The sequence below is a fragment of the Sphingopyxis sp. genome, from assembly GCF_035250425.1.
Lineage (GTDB): Bacteria > Pseudomonadota > Alphaproteobacteria > Sphingomonadales > Sphingomonadaceae > Sphingopyxis.
The window spans coordinates 26,188-48,598 of sequence record NZ_DATFFD010000299.1 but is presented as its reverse complement, the minus strand read 5'-3'; the positions used below and the strand labels follow the sequence as shown (position 1 = coordinate 48,598).

General features: G+C 65.8%; 15 protein-coding genes. 10 read left to right on the top strand and 5 right to left on the bottom strand.

Features of this window, described 5'->3' with window-relative positions:
- Positions 1 to 98 precede the first annotated feature (98 nt).
- Positions 99 to 851, bottom strand: a complete 753-nt coding sequence (locus tag VJ811_RS18190) for a FadR/GntR family transcriptional regulator (protein ID WP_324074993.1) — start codon at positions 849 to 851, stop codon at positions 99 to 101.
- 113 nt (positions 852 to 964) lie between these two features.
- Between VJ811_RS18190 and VJ811_RS18185 the strand changes: the two genes are divergently transcribed.
- The 9 genes from VJ811_RS18185 (at position 965) to VJ811_RS18145 (ending at position 14,696) form a co-directional block, all read left to right on the top strand.
- Positions 965 to 2,494 (top strand): aldehyde dehydrogenase (NADP(+)), encoded by a 1,530-nt coding sequence (locus VJ811_RS18185; protein ID WP_324074990.1) that lies wholly within the window; start codon positions 965 to 967, stop codon positions 2,492 to 2,494.
- A gap of 57 nt (positions 2,495 to 2,551) precedes the next feature.
- Complete coding sequence (gene araD1, locus VJ811_RS18180) at positions 2,552 to 3,547, top strand: AraD1 family protein (RefSeq protein ID WP_324074988.1); 996 nt, start codon at positions 2,552 to 2,554, stop codon at positions 3,545 to 3,547.
- Between the two features lie 3 nt (positions 3,548 to 3,550).
- Complete coding sequence (locus VJ811_RS18175) at positions 3,551 to 4,480, top strand: Gfo/Idh/MocA family oxidoreductase (RefSeq protein ID WP_324074986.1); 930 nt, start codon at positions 3,551 to 3,553, stop codon at positions 4,478 to 4,480.
- A 22-nt stretch (positions 4,481 to 4,502) separates the two neighbouring features.
- A complete protein-coding gene (locus VJ811_RS18170; RefSeq protein ID WP_324074984.1) occupies positions 4,503 to 6,068 on the top strand; it encodes an alpha-N-arabinofuranosidase in 1,566 nt (521 codons plus the stop codon).
- A 116-nt stretch (positions 6,069 to 6,184) separates the two neighbouring features.
- On the top strand, positions 6,185 to 8,182 hold the full coding sequence (locus tag VJ811_RS18165; RefSeq protein WP_324074982.1) for an MGH1-like glycoside hydrolase domain-containing protein: 1,998 nt from the start codon (positions 6,185 to 6,187) through the stop codon (positions 8,180 to 8,182).
- Between the two features lie 45 nt (positions 8,183 to 8,227).
- A complete protein-coding gene (locus tag VJ811_RS18160; protein ID WP_324074980.1) occupies positions 8,228 to 9,256 on the top strand; it encodes an arabinan endo-1,5-alpha-L-arabinosidase in 1,029 nt (342 codons plus the stop codon).
- Between the two features lie 47 nt (positions 9,257 to 9,303).
- The gene (locus tag VJ811_RS18155) at positions 9,304 to 10,737 is read left to right on the top strand and encodes a glycoside hydrolase family 43 protein (protein WP_324074978.1); all 1,434 of its coding nucleotides are present in this window, start codon (positions 9,304 to 9,306) and stop codon (positions 10,735 to 10,737) included.
- Between the two features lie 193 nt (positions 10,738 to 10,930).
- Positions 10,931 to 13,600 carry a TonB-dependent receptor gene (locus VJ811_RS18150; protein ID WP_324074976.1) on the top strand — a complete coding sequence of 890 codons (2,670 nt, stop codon included), beginning with the start codon at positions 10,931 to 10,933 and terminating at the stop codon, positions 13,598 to 13,600.
- Positions 13,601 to 13,682: 82 nt separating this feature from the next.
- Entirely contained in the window at positions 13,683 to 14,696 is a 1,014-nt protein-coding gene (locus tag VJ811_RS18145) for an arabinan endo-1,5-alpha-L-arabinosidase (RefSeq protein ID WP_324074974.1), read from the top strand.
- A gap of 192 nt (positions 14,697 to 14,888) precedes the next feature.
- Here the strand turns inward: VJ811_RS18145 and VJ811_RS18140 are convergent, their stop codons facing one another.
- The gene (locus VJ811_RS18140; RefSeq protein WP_324074972.1) at positions 14,889 to 16,895 is read right to left on the bottom strand and encodes a phytase; all 2,007 of its coding nucleotides are present in this window, start codon (positions 16,893 to 16,895) and stop codon (positions 14,889 to 14,891) included.
- 138 nt (positions 16,896 to 17,033) lie between these two features.
- On the opposite strand from VJ811_RS18140, the gene VJ811_RS18135 reads away from it, so the two are divergent.
- On the top strand, positions 17,034 to 17,825 hold the full coding sequence (locus tag VJ811_RS18135) for an inositol monophosphatase family protein (protein ID WP_324074970.1): 792 nt from the start codon (positions 17,034 to 17,036) through the stop codon (positions 17,823 to 17,825).
- A gap of 245 nt (positions 17,826 to 18,070) precedes the next feature.
- On the opposite strand, the gene VJ811_RS18130 is transcribed toward VJ811_RS18135, so the two are convergent.
- The 3 genes from VJ811_RS18130 to VJ811_RS18120 form a co-directional block, all read right to left on the bottom strand.
- On the bottom strand, positions 18,071 to 19,477 hold the full coding sequence (locus tag VJ811_RS18130; protein WP_324074968.1) for an alkaline phosphatase D family protein: 1,407 nt from the start codon (positions 19,475 to 19,477) through the stop codon (positions 18,071 to 18,073).
- Between the two features lie 11 nt (positions 19,478 to 19,488).
- Positions 19,489 to 20,823 (bottom strand): MFS transporter, encoded by a 1,335-nt coding sequence (locus VJ811_RS18125; protein ID WP_324074966.1) that lies wholly within the window; start codon positions 20,821 to 20,823, stop codon positions 19,489 to 19,491.
- Between the two features lie 88 nt (positions 20,824 to 20,911).
- Positions 20,912 to 22,408 carry a CoA-acylating methylmalonate-semialdehyde dehydrogenase gene (locus VJ811_RS18120; RefSeq protein WP_324074964.1) on the bottom strand — a complete coding sequence of 499 codons (1,497 nt, stop codon included), beginning with the start codon at positions 22,406 to 22,408 and terminating at the stop codon, positions 20,912 to 20,914.
- Positions 22,409 to 22,411: the final 3 nt, after the last annotated feature.

Genomic DNA, 22,411 nt, shown 5'->3' with positions numbered 1-22,411 from the left:
CGGGCTCCCGCGCGGAGAGGGCGCCGCGGAGGAATAAGGGTTCCTATCCCGTCATCCCGGCGAAGGCCGGGATGACGATACAATCGGGAAGGACGGTCCTAAGCGTCCATCGCGCTGCGCGTGTCCTCGAGCGCCAGATCGACGAGCTGGTTCATCGCCTGCGCGGCCGCGTCGCCGTCGCCGGCGGCGATGGCGTCATAGACCCGCGCATGATCGGGTATCGGGTTGCGCGGCAGCGCGCGGGTGCGCTGCTTGAACTGCGTGGTCCAGTTGACCGCCGCCCCGATACTGGCGCTCAGAACCATCAGCGCGTCGTTGCGCGTGGCATGCAGGATCGCATTGTGAAAATCGCGGTCGGCGGCGCGCCCCGCCTCGGTGGTCAGCGTGTGCCGCCGCATCGCGGCGAGCGCGTCCTTCATCGCCTTCATATCGGCCTTGTCGCGGCGCGCTGCGGCCAGGCGGGCGGCGGCCGGCTCGACGATCGCGCGCAGTTCGAACAGGCTGCGGACGAAGTCGATGTCGGGCTCGCCGGCGAAAGCCCAGCCCAGCACCTCGGGATCGAGCAGGTTCCAGCGGTCGCGCGGCAACACGCGCGTTCCCGCTTTCGGCCGGCTCGCGACGAGCCCCTTGGCGGTCAGAACCTGGATCGCCTCGCGGTAGGCGCTGCGCGAAACCTGCAACTCCTCCGAAAAGGCCACCTCCCCCGACAGGATATCGCCCGGTGCATATTTGCCGGACAAGATATCGGTTCCCAGCCGATGCGCGATCGCGCCATGCAGCCGCCGTCCGGGACCACGCGCCTCCTCGGAAGCCTTGGCCGTATGCTTCACTTTCGCGAGCTTGTTTTCCATATCCGGTCGATAGTCCTCCTGACCGGAGCCTAACAGCCCTCGCCTCGCGAAGGAACGACAAAGATTGCGTTTCTCGTCCACCCATAATATGTCGGAGTAATAAGGAGGATCCAATGTCAGATTTTCGTTCCGTGGCGGCCGAGACCGGCGAGCCGCAAGGCCGGCCGATTCCCGTCCATGGCCCGGCCGACGTCGCCGCCGCCTGCGCCGCGGCGGAGGCGGCGTTCGACATATATCGCGCAACCGACGGCGACACGCGCGCGGCTTTCCTCGACCGCATCGCCGAAGAGATTCTCGCGATCGGCGATTTGCTGATCGAGACCGCCATGTCCGAAAGCGGCCTGCCGCGGGCGCGGCTCGAGGGCGAGCGCGGCCGCACTGTCGGCCAGCTCCGCCTCTTCGCCGACGTCCTACGCAAGGGATATTGGCGCCAGATCCGCATCGACCCCGCGCTTCCCGACCGCCAGCCGCTGCCGCGCCCCGACCTCCGGCTGCGGATGATCCCGCTCGGCCCGGTCGCGGTGTTCGGCGCCTCGAACTTCCCGCTCGCCTTTTCGACAGCGGGCGGCGACACCGCCTCGGCGCTCGCCGCCGGATGTCCGGTCGTCGTCAAGGGCCATCCGGCCCACCCCGCGACCGGCGCGCTCGTCGCGGGCGCGATCACCAGGGCGGTGGCGGCCTCGGGCCTTCCCGCCGGCGTGTTCGGGCATCTCAGCGGCCCGTCGAACGATCTCGGCGCCGCGCTGGTCCGCGACCCGCGCATCATGGCGGTGGGCTTCACCGGCTCGCGCGCGGGCGGGCTCGCGCTCGTCAAACTCGCTCAGGCGCGCGAGGTGCCGATTCCGGTCTATGCCGAAATGTCGAGCATCAATCCGGTGCTGCTGCTGCCCGCCGCGCTCAAAGCGCGCGGGGCGGCGCTCGGCGCCGCCTTCGTCGCTTCGCTCACCATGGGGGCTGGTCAATTCTGCACCAATCCGGGGCTGGTCCTGGCGATCGAAGGCGAAGGCCTCGACGCCTTCGCCGCCGCCGCGGCCGGTGCGGTTTCCGAAGCCGCGCCGCAGACCATGCTCACCACCGGCATCCGCGACGCCTATGCGCGCGGCGCCGCCACGCTGGCCGGTAATCCGGCTGTTGCGACGCTCGCGTGCGGCGCCGAGGGCGACCGGACGCATGGCGGCGCGATGCTGTTCCAGACCCGCGCCGCGGCGTTCCTTTCCGATCGGGCGCTGGGGAACGAAGTCTTCGGCGCCTCCTCGCTCGTCGTGCGCTGCGCCGACGAAGCCGAGCTTGCCGGCGTGCTCGCCGGGCTCGAGGGCCAGCTCACCGCGACGCTGCACATGGACGATGCCGACGAAGGGCTCGCCGCGCGCCTGCTGCCGCTGCTCGAACGCAAGGCCGGCCGCATCCTCGCCAACGGTTGGCCGACCGGGGTCGAGGTGTGCCACGCGATGGTCCACGGCGGTCCTTTTCCGGCGACCTCCGATCCGCGCACGACGTCGGTCGGCAGCCTCGCGATCGACCGGTTCCTGCGCCCGGTCAGCTACCAGAATCTGGCCCAGCCGGTGCTGCCGCCCGAACTGCGCGACAAAGCCTTTGGCGACGGCGCGCCCCGCCTGATCGACGGGCGCCTGACGCTCGACTGACAAACCAGCAATCCCGCGGCGCCTTCTTCAGCTTCGGCCCGCGGTAGGGAGAGAAATATGACCTGCCTTCGCCTGCTTCAACATCGCGCGCCCGACGGCGCCCGCTCGGTTATCCTCGCCGAAGGAGACAGCGCCCATTTCCTGCCCGGCGCGAACAGCGTCCGCGAGCTCGCACTCCGCGCTATCGCCGCAGGCACGACCCTCGCGGAAGCCGCGCGGGCGTGCGGGCGCGGCGATCCGGTCGACATCGCAGCGGCGTTCGCGGCGGGCCGGCTGCTGGCGCCCATCGACCATCCCGATCCGGCGCATCTGCTGATGACCGGAACCGGGCTCACCCATCTCGGATCGGCCGAGGGCCGCGACAAGATGCACCAGGCGGCCGCATCGGGCGAAAAGCAGACCGATTCGATGCGCATGTTCCTCGAAGGGCTGGAGGGCGGGAAGCCCGCGCCCGGCGGCGTCGGGCAGCAACCCGAATGGTTCTACAAGGGCGACGGGTCGCAGCTCGTCGGCCCCGCCGATCCGCTGGAGATGCCGTCCTTCGCACAGGACGGCGGCGAGGAGCCGGAGCTGGCCGGCATCTATATCGTCGGCGCGGACGGCACGCCCTGGCGCCTCGGCCTCGCGCTCGCCAACGAATTCAGCGATCATGTGACCGAACGCCACAATTATCTGTGGCTCGCCCATTCAAAGCTGCGCCAGGCCGCGCTCGGCCCCGAACTCCTGCTCGGCGCGCCGCCCGAACATATCGAAGGGACAAGCCGTATCCTGCGCGACGGCCATCCGGTCTGGGAAAAGCCGTTCCTGTCGGGCGAAGGCCATATGTCGCACAGCTTCGCCAATCTGGAGCATCATCATTTCAAATATGACCTCTTCCGCCGGCCCGGCGACGTGCATGTCCATTTCTTCGGCACCGCCACCCTGTCCTTCAGCGACGGGGTAACCCCGCGCGAAGGCGATATGTTCGAGATTTCGGCCGCGCCCTTCACCCTGCCGGTCGCCAACGCGCTCGTCCGCGCCGCCGCGCGGCCGGTCGACGTCCGGGCGCTCTGACCGATGGATCCGATCCGCATCGCCGTGGTCGGCGTCGGCAAGATCGCGCGCGAACAGCATCTGCCCGCGATCGCCGGCACGCCGGCCTTCAGCCTTGCCGCGACGGTCAGCCCCGACGATCGCGGCCCCGACGACAGCATCGCGCACCTCGAAAGCCTCGAGGAGCTGCTCGACAAGGGGCCCGCGATCGACGCCGTCGCGCTCTGCACCCCGCCGCAGGTCCGCTACGGGCTCGCCGCGATGGCGCTCCGCCGCGGCATTCACGTCTTTCTGGAAAAGCCGCCCGGCGCCACCCTGTCCGAAGTGGCCGCGCTGCGCGAGCGCGCCGACAAGGTCGGCGCGACGCTGTTCGCCGCCTGGCATTCGCGCTTCGCCGCCGGCGTCGCGCCGGCGCGCGCCTGGCTGTCCGAACGGCGCATCGCAAAGGTGTCGATCATATGGCGTGAGGATGTGCGCGTCTGGCACCCCGGGCAGGCCTGGATCTGGGAACCCGGCGGGCTCGGCGTGTTCGATCCGGGGATCAACGCGCTGTCGATCCTGACCCACATCCTTCCGCGCGCGGTCTTTCTGAAGACCGCGACCCTCAGCATTCCGGCCAACCGCGCCGCGCCGATCGCCGCCGACCTCGCGCTTTGCGACACGACGGGGGCGCCGATCCACATGGACCTCGACTGGCGCCAGACCGGGCCGCAGAGCTGGGACATCATTGTCGAGACCGACGCCGGCACGCTCCGCCTGTCGCAGGGAGGCGCGGTGCTTTCGCTTCCCACGGGCACCGAACATAATGAGGATCTGGAATATCCCGGCCTCTATTCGCGCTTCGCCAACCTCATTCGCGGGGGGCGCAGCGACGTCGATATCGACCCGCTTCGCCTCGTCGCCGACGCCTTTCTGCGGGGGCGGCGCGAGAGTGTCGAAGCCTTTCACGATTGATATTGGGAAAAGGGAGAAGATGATGTTGAAGGCTTTGCGCCGCACGAGCGCCGCCCTCCTGCTTTGCGCCACCGCGCTGGCGGGAACGGTCCATGCCGACACGCAGGACAGGCCGACCGCGGCGACGATCCGCGCCGGCGTCCCCGGGCCGGTCTATAAGAAGGAAATCTTCACCCAGTTCGCCGAGCATCTGGGCAATGGCATCTATGGCGGCCTGTGGGTCGGCAAGGACAGCAAAATTCCGAACACCAACGGCTTCCGCAACGATGTCGTCGGCGCGCTGCGCAAACTGTCGGTGCCGGTAATCCGCTGGCCGGGCGGCTGTTTCGCCGACGAATATCACTGGCGCGACGGCGTCGGGCCGCAAGGCCAGCGTCCGGTCAAGATCAACACCCATTGGGGCGGCGTGACCGAACCCAACAGCGTCGGCACGCACGAATTTTTCGAACTGGTGCGCCAGATCGGCGCCGAGGCCTATGTCGCGGGCAATGTCGGCAACGGGTCGCCGCGCGAAATGGCCGAATGGGTCGAATATATGACCGCGCCGGCCGGCAGCCTGGCCGACGAGCGGGCGAAGAACGGCCGCAAGGAGCCCTGGGCGGTGCCCTGGTTCGGCGTCGGGAACGAGCTGTGGGGTTGCGGCGGCAACATGCGCCCCGAATATGCCGCCGACCTGACCCGCCGCTACGCCACCTTCATCAAGGCGCCGGCGGGGACGAAGATCATGAAAATCGCAGCCGGCGCCAATGTCGACGACTATAATTGGACCGAGACGATGATGCGCGTCGCGGCGGGCCAGCTCGACGGCGTTTCGCTGCATTATTACACGCTGCCCCAAGGGGGCTGGCCGCCCAAGGCCGATCCCGTCAATTTCGACGAAAGCGGCTGGGCCGACGCGCTCCAGCAGGCGTGGCGGATGGACGAGCTGATCACGCTGCACAGCGCGATCATGGACAAATATGACCCCGAAAAACGGATATTCCTCGCGGTCGACGAATGGGGCGCCTGGTATGCGCAGGACCCCGGCACGCACCCCGGCTTCCTGCGCCAGCAGAACACGCTGCGCGACGCGCTGATCGCTTCGGTCCATCTCGACATTTTCGCGAAACATGCCGACCGCGTGCGCATGTCCGCGATCGCGCAGATGGTCAATGTGCTGCAGGCGATGATCCTGACCGACGGCGAGCGGATGGTGCTGACCCCCACCTATCATGTCTTCGAAATGTACAAGCCGTGGCAGGACGCCACCGTGCTGCCGATCGCCATCGACACGCCGCGCTATGCCAAGGGGGCGTTCGCGGTCCCCGCGGTCAGCGGCTCGGCGGTGCGGGGCAGGGACGGAAAGATCCATGTCGCCCTGTCGAACCTCGATCCGAACGAAACGAACCGCGTGACCGTCCGGCTCGACGGCGTGAAGGCGTCGGCGGTCGCCGGCCGCCTGCTGACCGCGCCCGCGATCAACGCGCACAACAGCTTCGACGCGCCCGACGCCGTCAGGCCGGTCGCCTTCGACGGAGCCAGCCTCAAGGGCGGCGATCTGGTCGTGACACTGCCCGCGCGATCGGTGGTGGTGCTCGAACTGCGATAAGCACGGCCGCGGCCGGACGCCAAGGGAGGCGAAAGCACATGCGAAGAGCGAGCGCTGCAATCGCCGGCCGCGCAATCCGTCCGCCCCGCGGGCCGGGGCGCGGGTGGACAGGGACGGTGGCCGCCGCCGCCCTGTTCGTCGCCCTCGGCGCGGCGCGGCCGGCCGCCGCCCAGGCCATCGACCGTCATCAAATCGCCCGCACCCATTTCGGCAACGACGCTCCATGGTATGAGGATCGCATCCCCTTTTTCGAATCGGCGGACTCCGGAATCGACGCGGTCTATTATTATCGCTGGTCGATCTTTCGCGCGCATCAGCGCGATCTCGGCGAAGCGGGCTTCATCACCACCGAATTCGCGGACGATGTTTCGTGGCAGCGCGAACCCTATGCCAGCCTGAACGACGCCAGCGGCTTTCATATCGCCGAAGGGCGCTGGCTGAACGACCGGCGATTCACCGACGACTATATCCGTTTCATGTACACCGGCGGCAACGACCGCCATTTCAGCGACCATATGGCCGATTCGGTATGGGGCCGCTACCTCGTCGATGGCGATCGCGAAGCGGCGATCCGGCATCTGCCGGTCATGCAGCATGTCTACGGCCTTTGGGACGAGAAATTCGACTTTTCAAAGGGTCTTTACTTTATCGAGCCATTGCTCGACGCGACCGAATATACCGTTTCGTCGATCGACGCATCGGGCGGCAAGGACGGCTTCACCGGCGGCGATTCCTTCCGTCCGTCGATCAACAGCTATATGGCCGCCAACGCCCGGGCGATCGCGCGCATCGCGGCGTTGGCGGGCGACACGGCCCTTTCGCGGCGATATGCGGCGCGCGCCGACGCGCTGCGCGACCGAATGGTGGCGGGCTTGTGGAATGCCGGATTCGCCCACTTCACCGATCGGTATCGCGTGAACAACGACCATGTGAAATATTGGGAACCGATCCGCGCCCGCGAGCTGGTGGGATATCTGCCGTGGATGTTCGATCTCGTCCCGGATGAAGGGCGCTACGCGAGCGCGTGGAAGCATCTGCTCGACCCCGCCTCGCTCGCCGGCCGCGCCGGAATGCGCACCGTCGAGGCGGGTTATGAACATTATATGCGCCAGTATCGCTATCTGGGCGACGCGCCCGAGTGCCAGTGGAACGGCCCTGTCTGGCCCTATCAGACGACGCAGGTGCTGACCGCGATGGCGAATCTGCTCGATCATTACGACCACAGGGGACCCGTCACGCGCAGTGTCTATATGCGCCTGCTGCGCCAATATGGCGCGCTGCATTATCAGGGCGGCCGTCTCGACCTCGAAGAAGATTATCACCCCGAGACGGGCGAGCCGATTGTCGGGCTCGACCGCAGCCACCATTATTTCCACTCGGGCTATATCGATCTGATCATGACCGGCCTGGTCGGCATCAGGCCGCGTGCCGACGATATTCTCGAGGTCAACCCGCTGCTGCCGGAACCAGGCGACCGCGAAGCGCTCGCCTGGTTCCGGGCGGAAAATATCCCCTATCACGGCCGCCGCATCGCAGTGACGTGGGACGCCGACGGCAGCCGCTATGGCCGGGGCGCCGGGCTGGCGGTCGAGGTCGACGGCCGCGAAGCCGCGCGGCGCGGATCCTTGGGGCGACTGACGGTGCCGGTCTCGCGGGCAGCCAATCCCGTGATCGGACGCCCGGTGAACCACGCCGTCCAGATCGTGCGCGGGCAGTTTCCCAAGGCGAGCGGGTCGGGCAACGAGCAGCCCGAAAAACTGCACGACGCGATCGACGGGCGGGTCTGGTTTTTCCCCGAGTTGCCGAACGGCTGGGATGCCCCGCCGTCGGCCCGTCAGCCGTGGTATTCGGTCGATTTCGGCCGGTCGATCCTTCTCGGCAGCGCGGAACTCGCCTTCTTCGACGATGCAACGCGCTTCGCCGCCCCCGTCAGCGCGCGGATCGAAGCCTGGCAGGACGGCCGCTGGCAGGTGCTGGCGACGGCAAAGCCGGTAGCCAACGGCGTCACGCCCTTCACCTGGCCAGCGCGGCCCGCCTCACGGCTGCGCGTCCGCATGACCCCGTCCCCTGGGCATTCCATCCGCCTTGTCGAATTCAAGGCCTTCTCCGAATAGGCCGGCGACGGCGCGCAACGAAAGCGAAATAGGGCTCAGATGGCCATGAAAACTACTTTCTTGCGCAATGTCGCAATCGCCGGCCTCGCGCTGTCCGCACTCGCCGTGGCGGAAGGACGGGCCGAACCGCCCGAACCCGCAGCCGCGATGAGCGCCAGGCTTTCGGGCGATCTGGCCCCGACGCACGATCCGGTGATCATCCGCGAGGGCGACACCTATCATGTCTTCGCCACCGGGGACCGGATCGCGGCGAAGACGTCGAAGGATCTGCGGCACTGGACCAGCGCCGGGCCGGTGCTGCCCGCGATCCCCGCCTGGGCGAGCGAGGCCATTCCCGGCGCGACCGGCCTGTGGGCGCCCGACATCGCGTTCGTCGATGGCGAATATCGGCTTTATTATTCGGTCTCCACTTTCGGCTCCAACCGCTCGGCGATCGGGCTCGCGACCAGTCCGACGCTCGATCCGAAGGCAAAGAACTATGGCTGGAAGGACCGTGGGCTGGTGGTCATGTCGACCCCCGCCGACGATTTCAACGCGATCGACCCGAATTTCGTCATCGACCGGCAGGGGCGGCACTGGCTGGCGCTGGGCAGCTTCTGGAGCGGGATCAAGCTGTTCGCGCTCGACCCCGAAAGCGGCAAGCCGGCGCCGGGCACAACGCCCTATTCGATCGCGCGCCGCCCCGCCCCCGCGGGCGGCCCCGCCCCGGTCGAGGCGCCCTTCATCATCCCGCACGGCGGCTTCTATTATCTCCTGCTGTCCTATGATTATTGCTGCAAGGGGGTGAACAGCACCTATTACACCGTCGTCGGCCGCGCGCAGGACATCACCGGCCCCTACCTCGGCAAGGACGGCAGCAAGCTGATGGAGGGCGGCGGCACGATCTTCCTGCGCGCCGACCTTCAGGAACAGGAGCGCTTTCGCGGGCCGGGCCATGCCGGCGCCTTCACCGACCGCGACGGCACCACCTATGTCGTCTGGCACGCCTATGACAAGCAGGCGAACGGCGCACCGACGCTGCGCCTCGCCCCTGTCCGCTGGGGCGCGGACGGCTGGCCCGTTGCCGAATATTGACCCGCCCGAACCGAACAGCGACCCGCAATCTTCAAGAGAGGACCGTCATGACCCACTATCTTTCGCGCCGCGCCTTCGCCGCCACCGCCGCCCTGCTGCCGATCGCCTGCACCCCCGCCGGACGGTCGGCCCTGAACGCCGCGCCCCCGCCCGCCGCTGCCGGTCCGGCCAACCCGCTCGTCCGTCAGCGCGCCGACGCGCAGGTTTTCCGGCACGACGATGGCTATTATTACATGACCGGATCGGTGCCCGAATATGACCGGCTGGTCCTGCGCCGCTCGCGCACGCTCGCCGGGCTTTCCGCGGCCGAGGAGGTCGTGCTGTGGCGGCATCAGGCCAGCGGCCCGATGTCGGGCTTCATCTGGGCGCCCGAACTTCACCTGATCGACGGCCGCTGGATCGTCTATTTCGCAGCGGGACCCAGCGGCGGCGGCGAGGATGTGTTCCGCATCCGCACCTATGCCGTCGTCTGCGACGGCCCCGACCCGATGACGGGCCAATGGTCGGTGCTCGGCCAGTTCGAGACGCCATGGGACAGCTTCAATCTCGATTCGACGGTCTTCTCGCATCGCGGCACGCGCTATTTCGCCTGGGCGCAGCGCGAACCAGGGATCGAAACCAATTCCAACCTCTATATCGCCCCGCTCGCGACGCCGCTGACGCTGGCGGCAAAGCCCGCGCGGCTGACGGTGCCGACGCTCGACTGGGAAATCCGCGGTTTCAAGGTCAACGAGGCGCCCGCCGTGCTTCACCGCAACGGCCGGCTGTTCATGACCTATTCGGCCAGCGCGACCGACGCGCGCTATTGCCTCGGCCTGCTGACCATCGACGAGGACGCCGACCTGATGGACCCGCACGCCTGGACGAAGTCGCCCGCCCCCGTATTTACGACCTGTCCCGAAACCTCGGTCTACGGCCCCGGCCACAACAGCTTCACCGTTGACGAGCAGGGCCGCGATATCCTCGTCTATCATGGCCGCGACTATGAAGCGATCGAAGGCGACCCGCTGTTCAACCCCGACCGCCACACGCGCATCCAGCGCCTCTATTATGACGCGGAGGGTGCGCCCGATTTCGGCGTCCCGGTCGGCAACGGCCCGCTTCCCGATCGCTTCGCGCCGCTCGTGCATCCCGGCGCGTGGCTCGCCCACGAAGGCGGCCGCGCCTTCGTGGGGACCGCACCGCTCGCGGCGACGCAGTTCCGCGCCGCGCCGGCCGCAGGCGGCGGCATCCACCTCTCGCCGATCCTGATGCCCGGCCACCGCCTCGCCGCCCGCCCCGATGGTTCGATCGGAATCGCGCCGCAGGACGCGCCCGCCGCGCTGCCCAACGCCGACGTCTTCGAGCGCGTCGATGGCGGTGCGGGCGATCGCGTGCGCTTCGTCTCGCGAGCCTATCCCGGCCGGGCGATGGCGGTCGCCGGGGAGGCGCTTCGCCTCGCGCCAGCGGCGGAGGCGGCGGCGATCTGGACGGTCGCCTGAGCCCGATTCATAAACTCTGACAAAACATTAGGAAACGGGGGCCGTTCCCGCATGGTGTTGCCCAAATGCTACCTATCAGGACGGCTTTTGGCGGGATTGCAGATTCCGCTTGCAATTATTAACTCCGACAAATATCGAGCCCAAAGCATGGTGGGCATGGTATGGGCCAGCCTTATCTGGGAGGGTTTTGACGATGGCGTTTCGATCGATTGCATTCTGCACCGCATCCATTCTGGCCTTGAGCCTGTCGGGCGTCGCTCGCGCGCAGGAAGCGGCCGAGCCCGGCGCCGCCACGCAGGCGGAAGAGGATATCATCGTCACCGGCGTGCGCGCCTCGATGCTCGGCGCGCTCAATGTGCGCAAGGAATCGACGCAGATCGTCGACGCGATCGTCGCCGAAGATATTGGCAAATTGCCTGACAACACGGTGTCCGACGCGCTGCAGCGCGTGACCGGCATCCAGGTCCAGCGCGGGGCGGGCGAAGCCGGCACGGTGCTGATCCGCGGACTGCCAAATGTGACATCCTATATCAACGGTCGCGAAATATTTACCGGCACGGGACGCGGTGTCGCACTGCAGGACATCCCGGCGGAGCTCGTTTCCCGCGTCGATGTGTACAAGACCGCGACACCCGAGCTGATCGAGGGCGGTGTCGCCGGCCGCATCGACATCCATCTGCGTCGTCCGCTCGATTTCGACCCCGGTGTGACCGTCGCCGGTAGCGTGCGCGCGCTCTACAGCGACAAGCGCGAGCAGTGGAGCTACATTGGCAGTGGCCTGGTCAGCGGGCGCTGGGAAACTGACGGAGGGCAGGAGTTCGGTGTCCTCATCGGCGCATCGTACAACAAACGCCGTTACCGCGATCAAACCGCCTTCAACTTCGGCTTCAATCAGTTCAGCAATGCCGCGACGGGCGGACAGGATGTCCTGATTCCGGATACTGTCGGTGCCTTGGTGACCGATGGCGATCGCACACGGCCCGCAATCAACGCCTCGCTCCAGTGGAAGCCGACACCGGACCTGGAGATCTATGCCGATGGTCTTTTCACCGGCTATCGCAACGATTATAGCGTGAACTTCTTCGTCGGCCTGCCCAAGGCCGGCAACGTGGCCGCAGTGACCCTGCAGCCGGAAGGCGTGGTCATTCCGTCGATTGGCGCGGAGCGCCCGGTCGCCAGTGCGGTTACCACCCTCGATAATTTCACGATTACGAGCAAGCAGGCGTTCCGTCAGAAAACCGACGGCTATCAGGGCGCCGCAGGGATGAAGTTGAATGCGGGTCCGGCGCTGATCAGCACCGAGCTTGCCTACAATCACAGCCGTGTCGCCAGCACCTCCTATATCGTCGATGCCAATTTCATCGTCCCGCGCATCGATTATTCATTCGATGCGAATGGTACGCCCAACATCCAGGCATTCACCGCTTCGGGCACTCCCTATGATCTGACCGACACAGCGAACCTCAACCTCTTCGCGCTGTTCGACCAGAACAATCTCGCGGTGAGCGAACAATGGGCGTGGCGCGGGGACATCCACTTCGACGTCGATTCCAGCGTGGTGAAGAATTTTGCCGTCGGCGTCCGGCTTGCCCGGCGCGAAGGCACCTCCGACGGCACCGGCGAGAACCGCTTCGGACTTAGCGGCGCGGGCACCGCCTACCCCGGATTCGGGAATGCGGGTCCGACGGACATTCTGGGAGGCCGGGTCGGCGTGGACGGGTTCGCGCTGCCGAGCACCGCCTGGATCAGGGAAAATATCGACACACTTCGCGGGATTGCAGGCAGGCCCGCCGGGACGCCGGGCTTTGCGCCCACGCTTCACTTCGATCTGGTCGAGAAAAACTTCGCCGTCTATGCCCAGAGCCAGTTCGACTTCGCCGATGCCGGACTGCCGCTCGAACTTCTGATTGGTGCGCGCGTGGTAAGCAACGATACGCGCCTTGGCGCGACGCTGGTGAGTAACGGCGTCGTTACGCCAATAGTCGGCAATCGTGACGAGCTGAACTTCCTGCCTAGCGCAACATTGAAGTTTCGCCCTACCGATGACCTCATCCTGCGCCTGGTCGCGGGCAAGTCGGTCACGGCGCCCGAGTTCGCACAGCTGAACCCCGCAACGAACATCGCTCCGCTGGGTGCAACGGGCAACTCCTCGACCTATGGTGCCGGCAGCGGCGGCAACCCGGACCTGCGATCGATCAAGACGCAGAATCTCGACGGCGCGATCGAATGGTATTTCAACCGGACGGGTTCGCTGACGCTCTCCGCATTCTACCGCAAGCTCGACGGCTATATTCAGACCTATTCCGAAGTGGAGCTCTTCCCGACCGGTCCGGGCGGGGCACTTCAGACCTACCAGGTTTCACGGCCGCGCAATACCGACGAAGGCTCGCTCAAGGGTATCGAACTCGCCTATCAGCAATTCTTCGATTTCCTGCCCGGACCGCTGAGCGGCCTCGGCGTGCAGGCGAACTTCACCTATGCCGACGGCAAAGTGGAAGCACCGCCGGTCGCCGGCCAGCCCACTACGATGCAACGCATCACACCGGTCTCGAAATATTCGTACAATCTCGTTGCGATTTACGAGAAATACGGCTTCTCAGCCCGCCTCGCCTACAATTGGCGGAGCAAATTTGTCGACTCCTATGCCGGCAATATTCCGGGGGGCTTGGTCGAGGTCTCGCCGCTGGCTTTCCTCGATTTCTCGGCAAGCTACGACGTGACGCCCGAAATCACGATCTCGATCGATGCCACCAACCTGCTCAACGAAACCTATCAGGATTCTTTCGGCGGCTATGCGGCAACACCGCGCGACACGCGCCAGTATGACCGGACCTTTGGCGCGGGCGTCCGGTTTCGCTTCTGATCCGGCGCGGACGGGCGTGGCATTTGCCCCTGCCCGTCCGCGATCGCGCAAAGGTTCGGGCTGTTTCGCGTAGGAGTGTCCCATGCCGAGGTTCGCGGGCTTTCTCTTTCCGGTGCTTCTCGCCATCGCGTCCGGCGGCGAAGGAGCATCGCAGGCCGATCCGGCTTCGCGGCCGCGCCTGAACGAACGCATGGCCGGCGACATCGGACCGGTCCACGATCCCGCGATCATCAAACAGGGCGACACCTATTATCTCTTTTCCACCAGCCAGGAGAGCGAGGGCAAAGGACTGATCCATGTCCGCACGTCCAGGGATCTGGTAAGCTGGACGCGCGTCGAACCGGTGTTCGCGACGATGCCGGAATGGGCGCGAGCGGCAGTGCCCAGGACGGCGGGTATCTGGGCTCCGGATATCTCGAAAACCGGCGACGAGTACCGGCTTTATTATTCGATCTCGACTTTCGGGCGGAACCGTTCCGCGATCGGCCTCGTCACCACGCCCTCGCTCGCGAATCCCGTCTGGACCGACAAGGGGGCGGTGATGCGCTCCGACAGCGGCGACGATTTCAACGCCATCGACCCGAATGTCTTCAACGACGGCGAAGGCCGGCAGTGGATGGCATTCGGCAGCTTCTGGACCGGGATCAAGATGGTGCGCCTCGATCCCGCCACCGGCCTGCGCTCGGCAGAGGACGGCACGATCCACTCGCTAGCCCGGCGGCGCAATCCGGGCGCCGTGGAAGCGCCGTTCGTGATCCGCCGGGGCGACTATTATTATCTCTTCGTCTCGTTCGACTTCTGCTGCCGCGGAGCCAAGAGCAGCTATTACACCGTTGTCGGCCGTTCCAGGTCACCGACCGGCCCCTATCTGGACCGCGATGGCAAGGACATGATGGATGGCGGCGGCTTTCTGGTTCTCCACGCCAAACTCGATGAAAGCGGGCGCTTCGCGGGCCCCGGCCATCCCGCGGTCCTCGATGAAAAGGGGCGAACATATATCGTCTACCACGCGTATGACGTGCAGCAAAAGGGCCGGCCGACGCTGCGCATTCAACCGCTTGGCTGGACCGGAGACGGGTGGCCCGTGGGACTCTAGGCTAGTCTTTCTGACTTGGCACCGTGAACGAACGCCCCGCCGACGGTTCAGGCCGGCCGGACGCTTTGACGCCATACCAAGCCAAGCCGGTGAGCGCGCTGCTGTGCGCGCTCACCGCCGGTTGCTACCGGCCGCTTGCCCAACAGGGAGGCGCCGCCGCGGCTGCGAGCCGCCTGGACGCGCTGCGCGGTATCACTTTGCAGCACCCAGCCCCAAGGCTTCGGCAATGCGCGTCCACGACACCAGCTTGAAGTTCTGATTTTCGGGCGGTGAAACATTGCGGCCATCCTGCGCGACCATCAGGCCATCGGGGAAGCCCGAGCCCGCCAGGCTGGTGACGTCGAGGCCGTCGGTTTCGGACACACCGTCGATCCCGGCAGCCATGTCGGCACCAACGCGGAACGAGCCTACATAGGCATTGTCGCCCTCGCGGCGGAAGACGGCATAGCTGTCATTGCCCTGGCTCGATGCGACCAGATAACCGGTGCCGTCGGCTTTCGCATAAAGGCCTATCCCCTCGATATCGTCCTTCAGCGCCGGGTTGCCGGCGATGGCGGCAAGCATTGTGCGGGCGGGGCCGCCGCGCGGCTCAGCGCCCTCGCGCCAAATGCCGGCATCTTCCTCGCCGGTATAAAGCATCCCGGTCGCATCGTCGGCGACGCAGCCTTCGACTTGCGTCGCAAACGGCAGATCGCGCACCCGCTTTGTACGGACCTTGCCCGCCGCAGTTGCCACCAATTCCCACTGGCGCATCTGCCCGTCGGCCTGGTTGACGAAGACATAACTCTTCTTCGTCCGCGCGCTGCGATACATGCACAGGCCATAAGGATCGTCGAAGCCCGTTGCCTGAAGTCCGTCGGCAACATCGGTCAGCTTGCGCGTCGCCGGATCGAGCACATAGATCGCTATGCCCTTCGTCGTGCGGTTGCTGGCGGTCACCAGCGTGACGTCGCGCCCGCCGAGCCGGAAACCGTTTCGCAGATCGACATTGTTCATCCTTCCATCCGGCAGGAACTGTATGACCTTGCCGTCGAGGCCATAGACATACAGGCCCGACTTCTTCTGCGTCGCAATGATGACCGACCGGGCGGGCTCGGCCGGGTTGATCCAGATGGCTGGATCATCGGCCGCGTCGCCGCCGGTTTCCACCGGCGCTGTTTCGATTGACGGTCGGGCGAGCGGCATGGTTTCGGGTGCCGGCACCGGCGGCCGCTCGGCCAAGCCCGCGGCGGCAAGCAGTGCGGACCAGCTTGCGATCTTGAAATTGGGAAGGTCCGGCGAATTATCGTCGTCCGCAACGACCACCATCGGCCCCGCTACCGTGACGCTGCCCCCGTCTTCGACCCGGTCGCCGCCAGCCGCCAACGTCAGCGAACCGAGATAGGCGTGATTGTCGGCGGGATCATAGATGTTCAGGCGGTTCGCCGTGGCATCGGACACGAGCAGCCGGCCGTCGGCCGCGATACCGACGCCCTTCGCTTCGCCGGTGATATGGCCCAGGCGCACGATATCGACGATCTCGGGCTGGATCTCTGCCTCGGGCTCGGCGGCGAAACGCCACACGCCGACCGCTTCCTGCGAGAAATAGACCGAGCCGCGATCATCGGCCGCGCAATATTTGACCTCCGATCCAAGCGACCAGCGCCGCGCGAGGCGGCCGGTCAATGCGCCCGCGGCATCGGGCGCCAGACCCCATTGCTCGATCTCGCCCTTGTCGCCGGCGAGGAAGAGATAGAGCGTGCCGTCGCGGTGGCTGCGCGACAAACAAAGCCCGGCTATCGTCATCCCGGGCTCGACTCCCGACGCGGCGAGCGCTGTCGGAACGCCGCCGGCACCGACACGGAAGAATTTCGGGATATTCTCCTTGCCGTCGAGCGTCGCGAGCAGCGGCCCGCTGCCCGGCGGCGCGTCCGTGCGCAGGTCGAGCCCGCGAATATTGCCGACCCTGTGTGTCGCGACGCGCTGCCCCTTCAGGTCGAAAACGTCGATCCCCGCCGATTCGGCACCCGCGAGGATCAGCGAGCGCGACGTATCGCCGGGATCGGCGACGACGACCGCGCCATCCGCACCCGATCCCTGCGTTGCCTGTGTTTCCGCCGAGGCGGCGACGGATGGAATTGCGGCATTGCCCTGGGCGGCGGCATTCGTAGCCGGTATGCCGGCCAGTACGGCGGCAATTGCAAACAAGCTCGTTTTCACTCAATCCCTCCCTCTATTCGAAATCGCGACCGGCAAGGCCGGTTGCCAAAAGCGGCGGCTGCGGGGGTGACCGCGTCCGAATATCATTTCAGAATATTTTTTCTATCTTTATTGTAGAACAGAACGTATATTCATTCCATGACCATGTCACCCCTTATTTCCGCCATGATCGCCGCCGCTCACGCCGCGGGCGAAGGACTGATCGCCGACCGCGAGCGCATCGCCACGCTCACGATCCACAGCAAGGCCGGCGCCGCCGACATGTTCACCGAGGCCGATCTGAAGGCCGAGGCGGCCGTCCGCGAGCGGCTGATGGCGCATGCCCCCGATTACGGCTTCCTGGGCGAGGAAGGCGGGCTGACGCGCGGCCGCGACGCCGACCATGTGTGGGTGGTCGATCCGCTCGACGGTACGACCAACTTCCTGACAGGATCCCCCTTGTTCGCCGTAAACATCGCACTCACGAGACAGGGCGATGTCCTCGCGGGCGTGACCTATGTTCCCGCCATGAATGAACTTTTCTGGGCCGAGACGGGAAGCGGCGCCTGGCTTGGCGAGAAACGCATCAAGATTTCAGCCCGCACGACGATCGAGGAATCGGTGCTGGGTGTCGGCATTCCGTTCGCGACCAAGCCGGACCATCACCTATTCTATGCCGAGATGGAGCGGTTGACCCCGCGCGTGTCGGGCATCCGCCGCCTCGGCGCCGGGGCGATTGACATGGCGTGGGTCGCCTGCGGCCGCCATGACGGCTATTGGGAACAGAGCGTCAGCGCATGGGACATGGCAGCCGGCGTCGCGATCGTGCGCGAAGCCGGCGGTGTGGTGACCGACACGCGCGGCAATGGGCTCGACCTGATGAACGGGACGGTGCTGGCGTCGACGCCGGCGATTCACGCCGATCTCCTGGCGGCGCTGGCGCGGGTTTAGACGAGAACAAGGTGACGACTTCAGCGGTCGGCCGCCGGCCGCCGTAGGGAACCAGGCGCCCGCCCCCTTCAGAGCAAGCGTCCGGTGAAACGCCGCCAGCTTCGCCGTTAGGGCGCAGCTTGTACCATATATTCCGGCTGTTCCCGCAGGTCTCGAACAACCCTTCCGGCGTCGCCTTCGGCCGGGGCGCGCCTCATCTGGTCGAACGCGCCGCGAAACCGCGCGACCATTTCGAACCGCATAAGTCACTCGCCTCCATAATAGCTGCCGCCGCGTTCGACGCGTTCGCGCCGTACAAGTTCGTCGGGATCGATCGCCGCCCGCCAGCTCTGCCGGCCATTGACGAGATCGGCGGCGCGCAGGACGACGGGATCGCTCGACGCGGGCGCCCCGATCACGTCGCGGATGCTGAGCTCGACGCGCGGTTCGGGATCGAAACTAAATTCCAGCAGTCCGAAATTCGCGCTGCGCACCCATGGCTGGCGCAGCCGCACCTCGGGATGCTGTTCGACGAATTTCGGCGCGAGATATTGCGCGAGCCCCGAACTGACGAGGTCATAAAAATCATAACCGCCCTTGTCCGACCAAGGCACGCAATTGACCTCGCCCTGATGGACGTCGCCCGAAATGCCGAGGCAGCCGCCGATCCGTTCATCGCGGATAAAATCGAGAATTTCGTTCCGTTCGTGGAGATAGGACGCCCAGCTATCGCCGCCCTTTTCGGCGAGCGACCAGCCGGTGCCCGATGCGAGAATCTTGAACGCCGCCTTCGACGCCTTCAGTTCGCGCTTGAGCCACGCTTTCTGCCCCGCGCCGAGCATGGTTTTTGCAGGGCGGTCGGGCTCCGACGGCGGGTCGCGATGATAGCGCCCGTCGAGCATGAAAATGTCGATGGGGCCAAAGCTGTGGCGGAAGAAAATTCCCGGTGTGTCGGGCAGACCGGCGGCGGGATTCGCCCACCAGCGGCTGAACAGCCGGTGCGTCATCGCCTTCACGGCATTGTGGCGGTCCGAGTCATTATGGCCGAAATCATGATCGTCCCAGATCGCAAGCTGCGGCACCGAACGAAGCAGCGGAACGAGCGCAGGCACATTGCGCTGACGCGAATAGAGCGCCGAATAGGCGGTCTCGCTGTCGCTGTCGGCATAGATATTGTCGCCGAGCCATAGGAAGAGGTCGGGCTCCATCGCCGCGATCGCATCGAACACCGGCTGTTCGGGGTAAAGCTGAACGCGCGCGCACGAACCGAAAGCGATACGGATCGGGCGCGGCCGGTCGGGCGCGGTGCGGGTGCGGAACGGCAGCGGCAGATGCCGGTCGTCGATCCCGTCGGTCTTGAGGCGATAATGATATATGGTGTCGGGCCGAAGCCCCGTCACCTTGATCGCAGTACATAAATCATTGTCCGGCGTTGCGGCAATCGGCGTGGTCGTCTTCGCATCGCTGAAATCTGACCGCGTCGCATATTCAACGGCAACCCCGAACGCTCCGCTGGCACGCGACCAGACCGTAAAGCTGTCCGGCGTCGTCGCCCCGATCATCGGCCCATCGAGCAGCCGTGGATAGCCGATCGCGGCAGCGTAGAGCCGGCGCGGCAGCGCGGCGAGCAGGGCAAGTGCGCCCGTTCCCCAGAGGAGCTTGCGTCGTTCCATCATCCTGTCCTTCAGTCGCGCAATTTGGTGTTCCAGAGCATCGTCGCAAGCAATGTCGCAACGACCGAACAGCCGATCCAGAACCAGATCGCCGGCTCGAAATCATAGACGCGCGTGGTTCCCGCCATGTGCATATTCGCGTCGATCAGCGCGCCCGACACCTGTTCCTGGATCGCCGCCCCGATATAGCTGAAGACGCCAACCATCCCGAGCGCGGCGCCGGCGACGCGCTTTGGACAAATGTCGATCGCGAACAGCCCGCCCAGCGAGGTGACGAGCCCGGTCATGCCGAGCCCGAACAGGATCACGCCGAGCAGCACCCACGCGTGGCCGTCAGGGCCATAGAAGAAGATCAGCAGTCCGATAATCTCGACCACACCGAACAGCAGATTGACGGGCGGGCGGCGCGCGCCGAAGAATTTGTCGGAGACGAAACCAAAGGCAAGCGCGCCCGCAACCCCTGCCAGCGTGCTCGCGGTCAGCATCGCCCCCGCCTCGCCCAGCGAATAGCCGCGCGCTTCCTGCAGATAAAGGATGCCCCAGCTGTTGAGCGCATAGCGCGTTACATAATTGGCGGCGCTCGCGAGTGCCAGAATCCAGACCGCCGGAATGGCAAGGATCGAAAGCTGCGTCGCGAAGACCCCGCGCTCGGGCGCTCCCTCGGCAGGCGGAGCATAATGATCGTTCCGCCAGTCGGCGACGGTCGGCAGACCCAGCGTGCGCGGACGATCGGCCATCGCATAATAGGCGGCCACCGCGGCCGCGATCGTGGCGACACCCGGTCCCCAGAAACCCCAGCGCCAGCCGCCAAATGCGACGAGCGTCGTAACGACCGCAAAGGTCAGCCCTTCGCCGATCGAATGTGCGGTCGACCAGATACCGTAATAACGGCCACGTTCGCGGTTCGAAAACCAGCTGGCGAGCGCCACGACGCACGAGGGGGCGCCATAGCTCTGGAACCAGCCATTCAGCCCCCACAGCATGACCGTGACCCAGAAGAGCGTCGAAAAGCCCATCGCGATGTTGCACAAGGCCGACAGCGCCATGCCCATCGCGAAGAGCCGTTTCACATTGCTGTGATCGGCCACGAAGCCGTTGATCAGCTTGCCCGCCGCATAAGTATAGAAGAGCGCCGATCCGATCATTCCGAGTTCGAGCGGAGTGAAGATTCCCTGGTCGATCAGCGGCTTCTTCACGACGTTGATCGCGAGGCGGCATGTGTAGCTGACGGCGTAAGCGAGCGTGATCGCGGCGATAATCCGTATCCGATACCGGCGGAAGACGTCGTCGACGTCGCCCCCCTCCTTGAGCGGCAATTCGGGTCCCGCCGCAAAATATTTGAGCATCGATCCTCTCCCGCAGCGGCGCGTCGTTCGCGCTCTCGAATCCATTTATTTCATTTTCAATTCAAATGGAAGATTTGTTTCGTTGCCTTCATGCCATCGTCGGAATGATGAAGGCGCTGTCCCCCGCGCCGCCATCGGGCCAGCGCTGGGTGACCGTCTTGACCTTGGTCCAGAAGCGCACGCCTTCCATCCCATATTGATTATGATCGCCGAAGCCGGACCGTTTCCAGCCGCCAAAGCTGTGATAGGCGACGGGAACCGGGATCGGCACGTTGATGCCGACCATGCCGACATTGACGCGCGCCGCGAATTCGCGCGCGGCGTGGCCATTGCGCGTGAAGATGGCGACGCCGTTGCCGTACTGGTGCTTCGAGGGCAGTTCGAGCGCGGTCTCGAAGTCGGGCGCACGCACGATCTGGAGCACGGGGCCGAAGATTTCCTCGCGATAGGCACGCATGCCGGTCGTCACATGGTCGAACAGCGTCGGCCCGACGAAGAAGCCCTGCTCATGCCCTTGCAAAATGAGGCCGCGGCCATCGACGACGAGTTCGGCGCCTTCGTCGACACCGGTCTGGATCCAACCCTCGACTCGCGCCTTGTGCGCGGCGTTCACGACCGGGCCGTAGTGCGCGTCGGGATCGGTCGATACGCCGACGCGCAGCGCGGCGATCGCCGGGATCAGCTTCTCGCGCAGGCGATTGGCGGTGTCTTCGCCGACGGGGACGACGACCGGCAGCGCCATGCAGCGTTCGCCCGCCGAGCCGAAGGCCGCGCCGGTCAAATCATTGACGACCTGGTCGAGGTCGGCGTCGGGCATGACGATACCGTGATTCTTCGCGCCGCCCATCGCCTGCACGCGCTTGCCGTTCGCGACGCCGCGGTTGTAGACATAATGCGCGATGTCCGACGAGCCGACGAAGCTGACCGCACCGATGTCGGGGTGGTCGAGGATTGCGTCGACCATTTCCTTGTCGCCGTGCACAACCTGCAAAATGCCTGCGGGCAGCCCGGCTTCCAGCATCAGTTCGGCCAGCCGCACCGGCACCGATGGATCGCGCTCGCTCGGCTTGAGGATGAAGGCGTTGCCGGTCGCGATCGCGGGGCCGAACATCCACATCGGGATCATCGCCGGAAAATTGAACGGCGTGATCCCCGCGACCACCCCGATCGGCTGGCGCATCGAATAGACGTCGATGCCCGGACCCGCGCCCTGCGTATATTCGCCCTTCAGCGCGTGCGCGATACCGCACGAAAATTCGATGACCTCGAGCCCGCGCAGCAGATCGCCCTTCGCATCGGCGACGACCTTGCCATGTTCGCTCGCCAGCAATTCGGCGAGCTCCTGCATATGGACCTCGAGCAATTCCCTGAAGCGGAACATCACGCGGGCGCGGCGCTGCGGGTTCGTTGCCGCCCAGGCGGGCTGTGCCGCCCGGGCGGCGGCGGCGGCGCGATCGAGATCGACGGAGCTCGAGAAGCCAACGCGGGCCTGAACCTGACCCGTGCTGGGGTTGAATATGTCGCCCAGGCGCGCGGAAGGGGTGCCGGAACCGCCGCCGGCGATCAATGCGTCAATCTGTCTCATTGC

Bases quoted from the DNA above. Each gene is read 5' to 3' on its own strand.
- VJ811_RS18190 (WP_324074993.1), bottom strand. From the start codon at position 851: ATGGAAAACAAGCTCGCGAAAGTGAAGCATACGGCCAAGGCTTCCGAG.
- VJ811_RS18160 (WP_324074980.1), top strand. From the start codon at position 8,228: ATGAAAACTACTTTCTTGCGCAATGTCGCAATCGCCGGCCTCGCGCTG.
- VJ811_RS18130 (WP_324074968.1), bottom strand. From the start codon at position 19,477: ATGGAACGACGCAAGCTCCTCTGGGGAACGGGCGCACTTGCCCTGCTC.
- VJ811_RS18185 (WP_324074990.1), top strand. From the start codon at position 965: ATGTCAGATTTTCGTTCCGTGGCGGCCGAGACCGGCGAGCCGCAAGGC.
- araD1 (WP_324074988.1), top strand. From the start codon at position 2,552: ATGACCTGCCTTCGCCTGCTTCAACATCGCGCGCCCGACGGCGCCCGC.
- VJ811_RS18175 (WP_324074986.1), top strand. From the start codon at position 3,551: ATGGATCCGATCCGCATCGCCGTGGTCGGCGTCGGCAAGATCGCGCGC.
- VJ811_RS18150 (WP_324074976.1), top strand. From the start codon at position 10,931: ATGGCGTTTCGATCGATTGCATTCTGCACCGCATCCATTCTGGCCTTG.
- VJ811_RS18145 (WP_324074974.1), top strand. From the start codon at position 13,683: ATGCCGAGGTTCGCGGGCTTTCTCTTTCCGGTGCTTCTCGCCATCGCG.
- VJ811_RS18135 (WP_324074970.1), top strand. From the start codon at position 17,034: ATGACCATGTCACCCCTTATTTCCGCCATGATCGCCGCCGCTCACGCC.
- VJ811_RS18155 (WP_324074978.1), top strand. From the start codon at position 9,304: ATGACCCACTATCTTTCGCGCCGCGCCTTCGCCGCCACCGCCGCCCTG.
- VJ811_RS18120 (WP_324074964.1), bottom strand. From the start codon at position 22,408: ATGAGACAGATTGACGCATTGATCGCCGGCGGCGGTTCCGGCACCCCT.
- VJ811_RS18125 (WP_324074966.1), bottom strand. From the start codon at position 20,823: ATGCTCAAATATTTTGCGGCGGGACCCGAATTGCCGCTCAAGGAGGGG.
- VJ811_RS18170 (WP_324074984.1), top strand. From the start codon at position 4,503: ATGTTGAAGGCTTTGCGCCGCACGAGCGCCGCCCTCCTGCTTTGCGCC.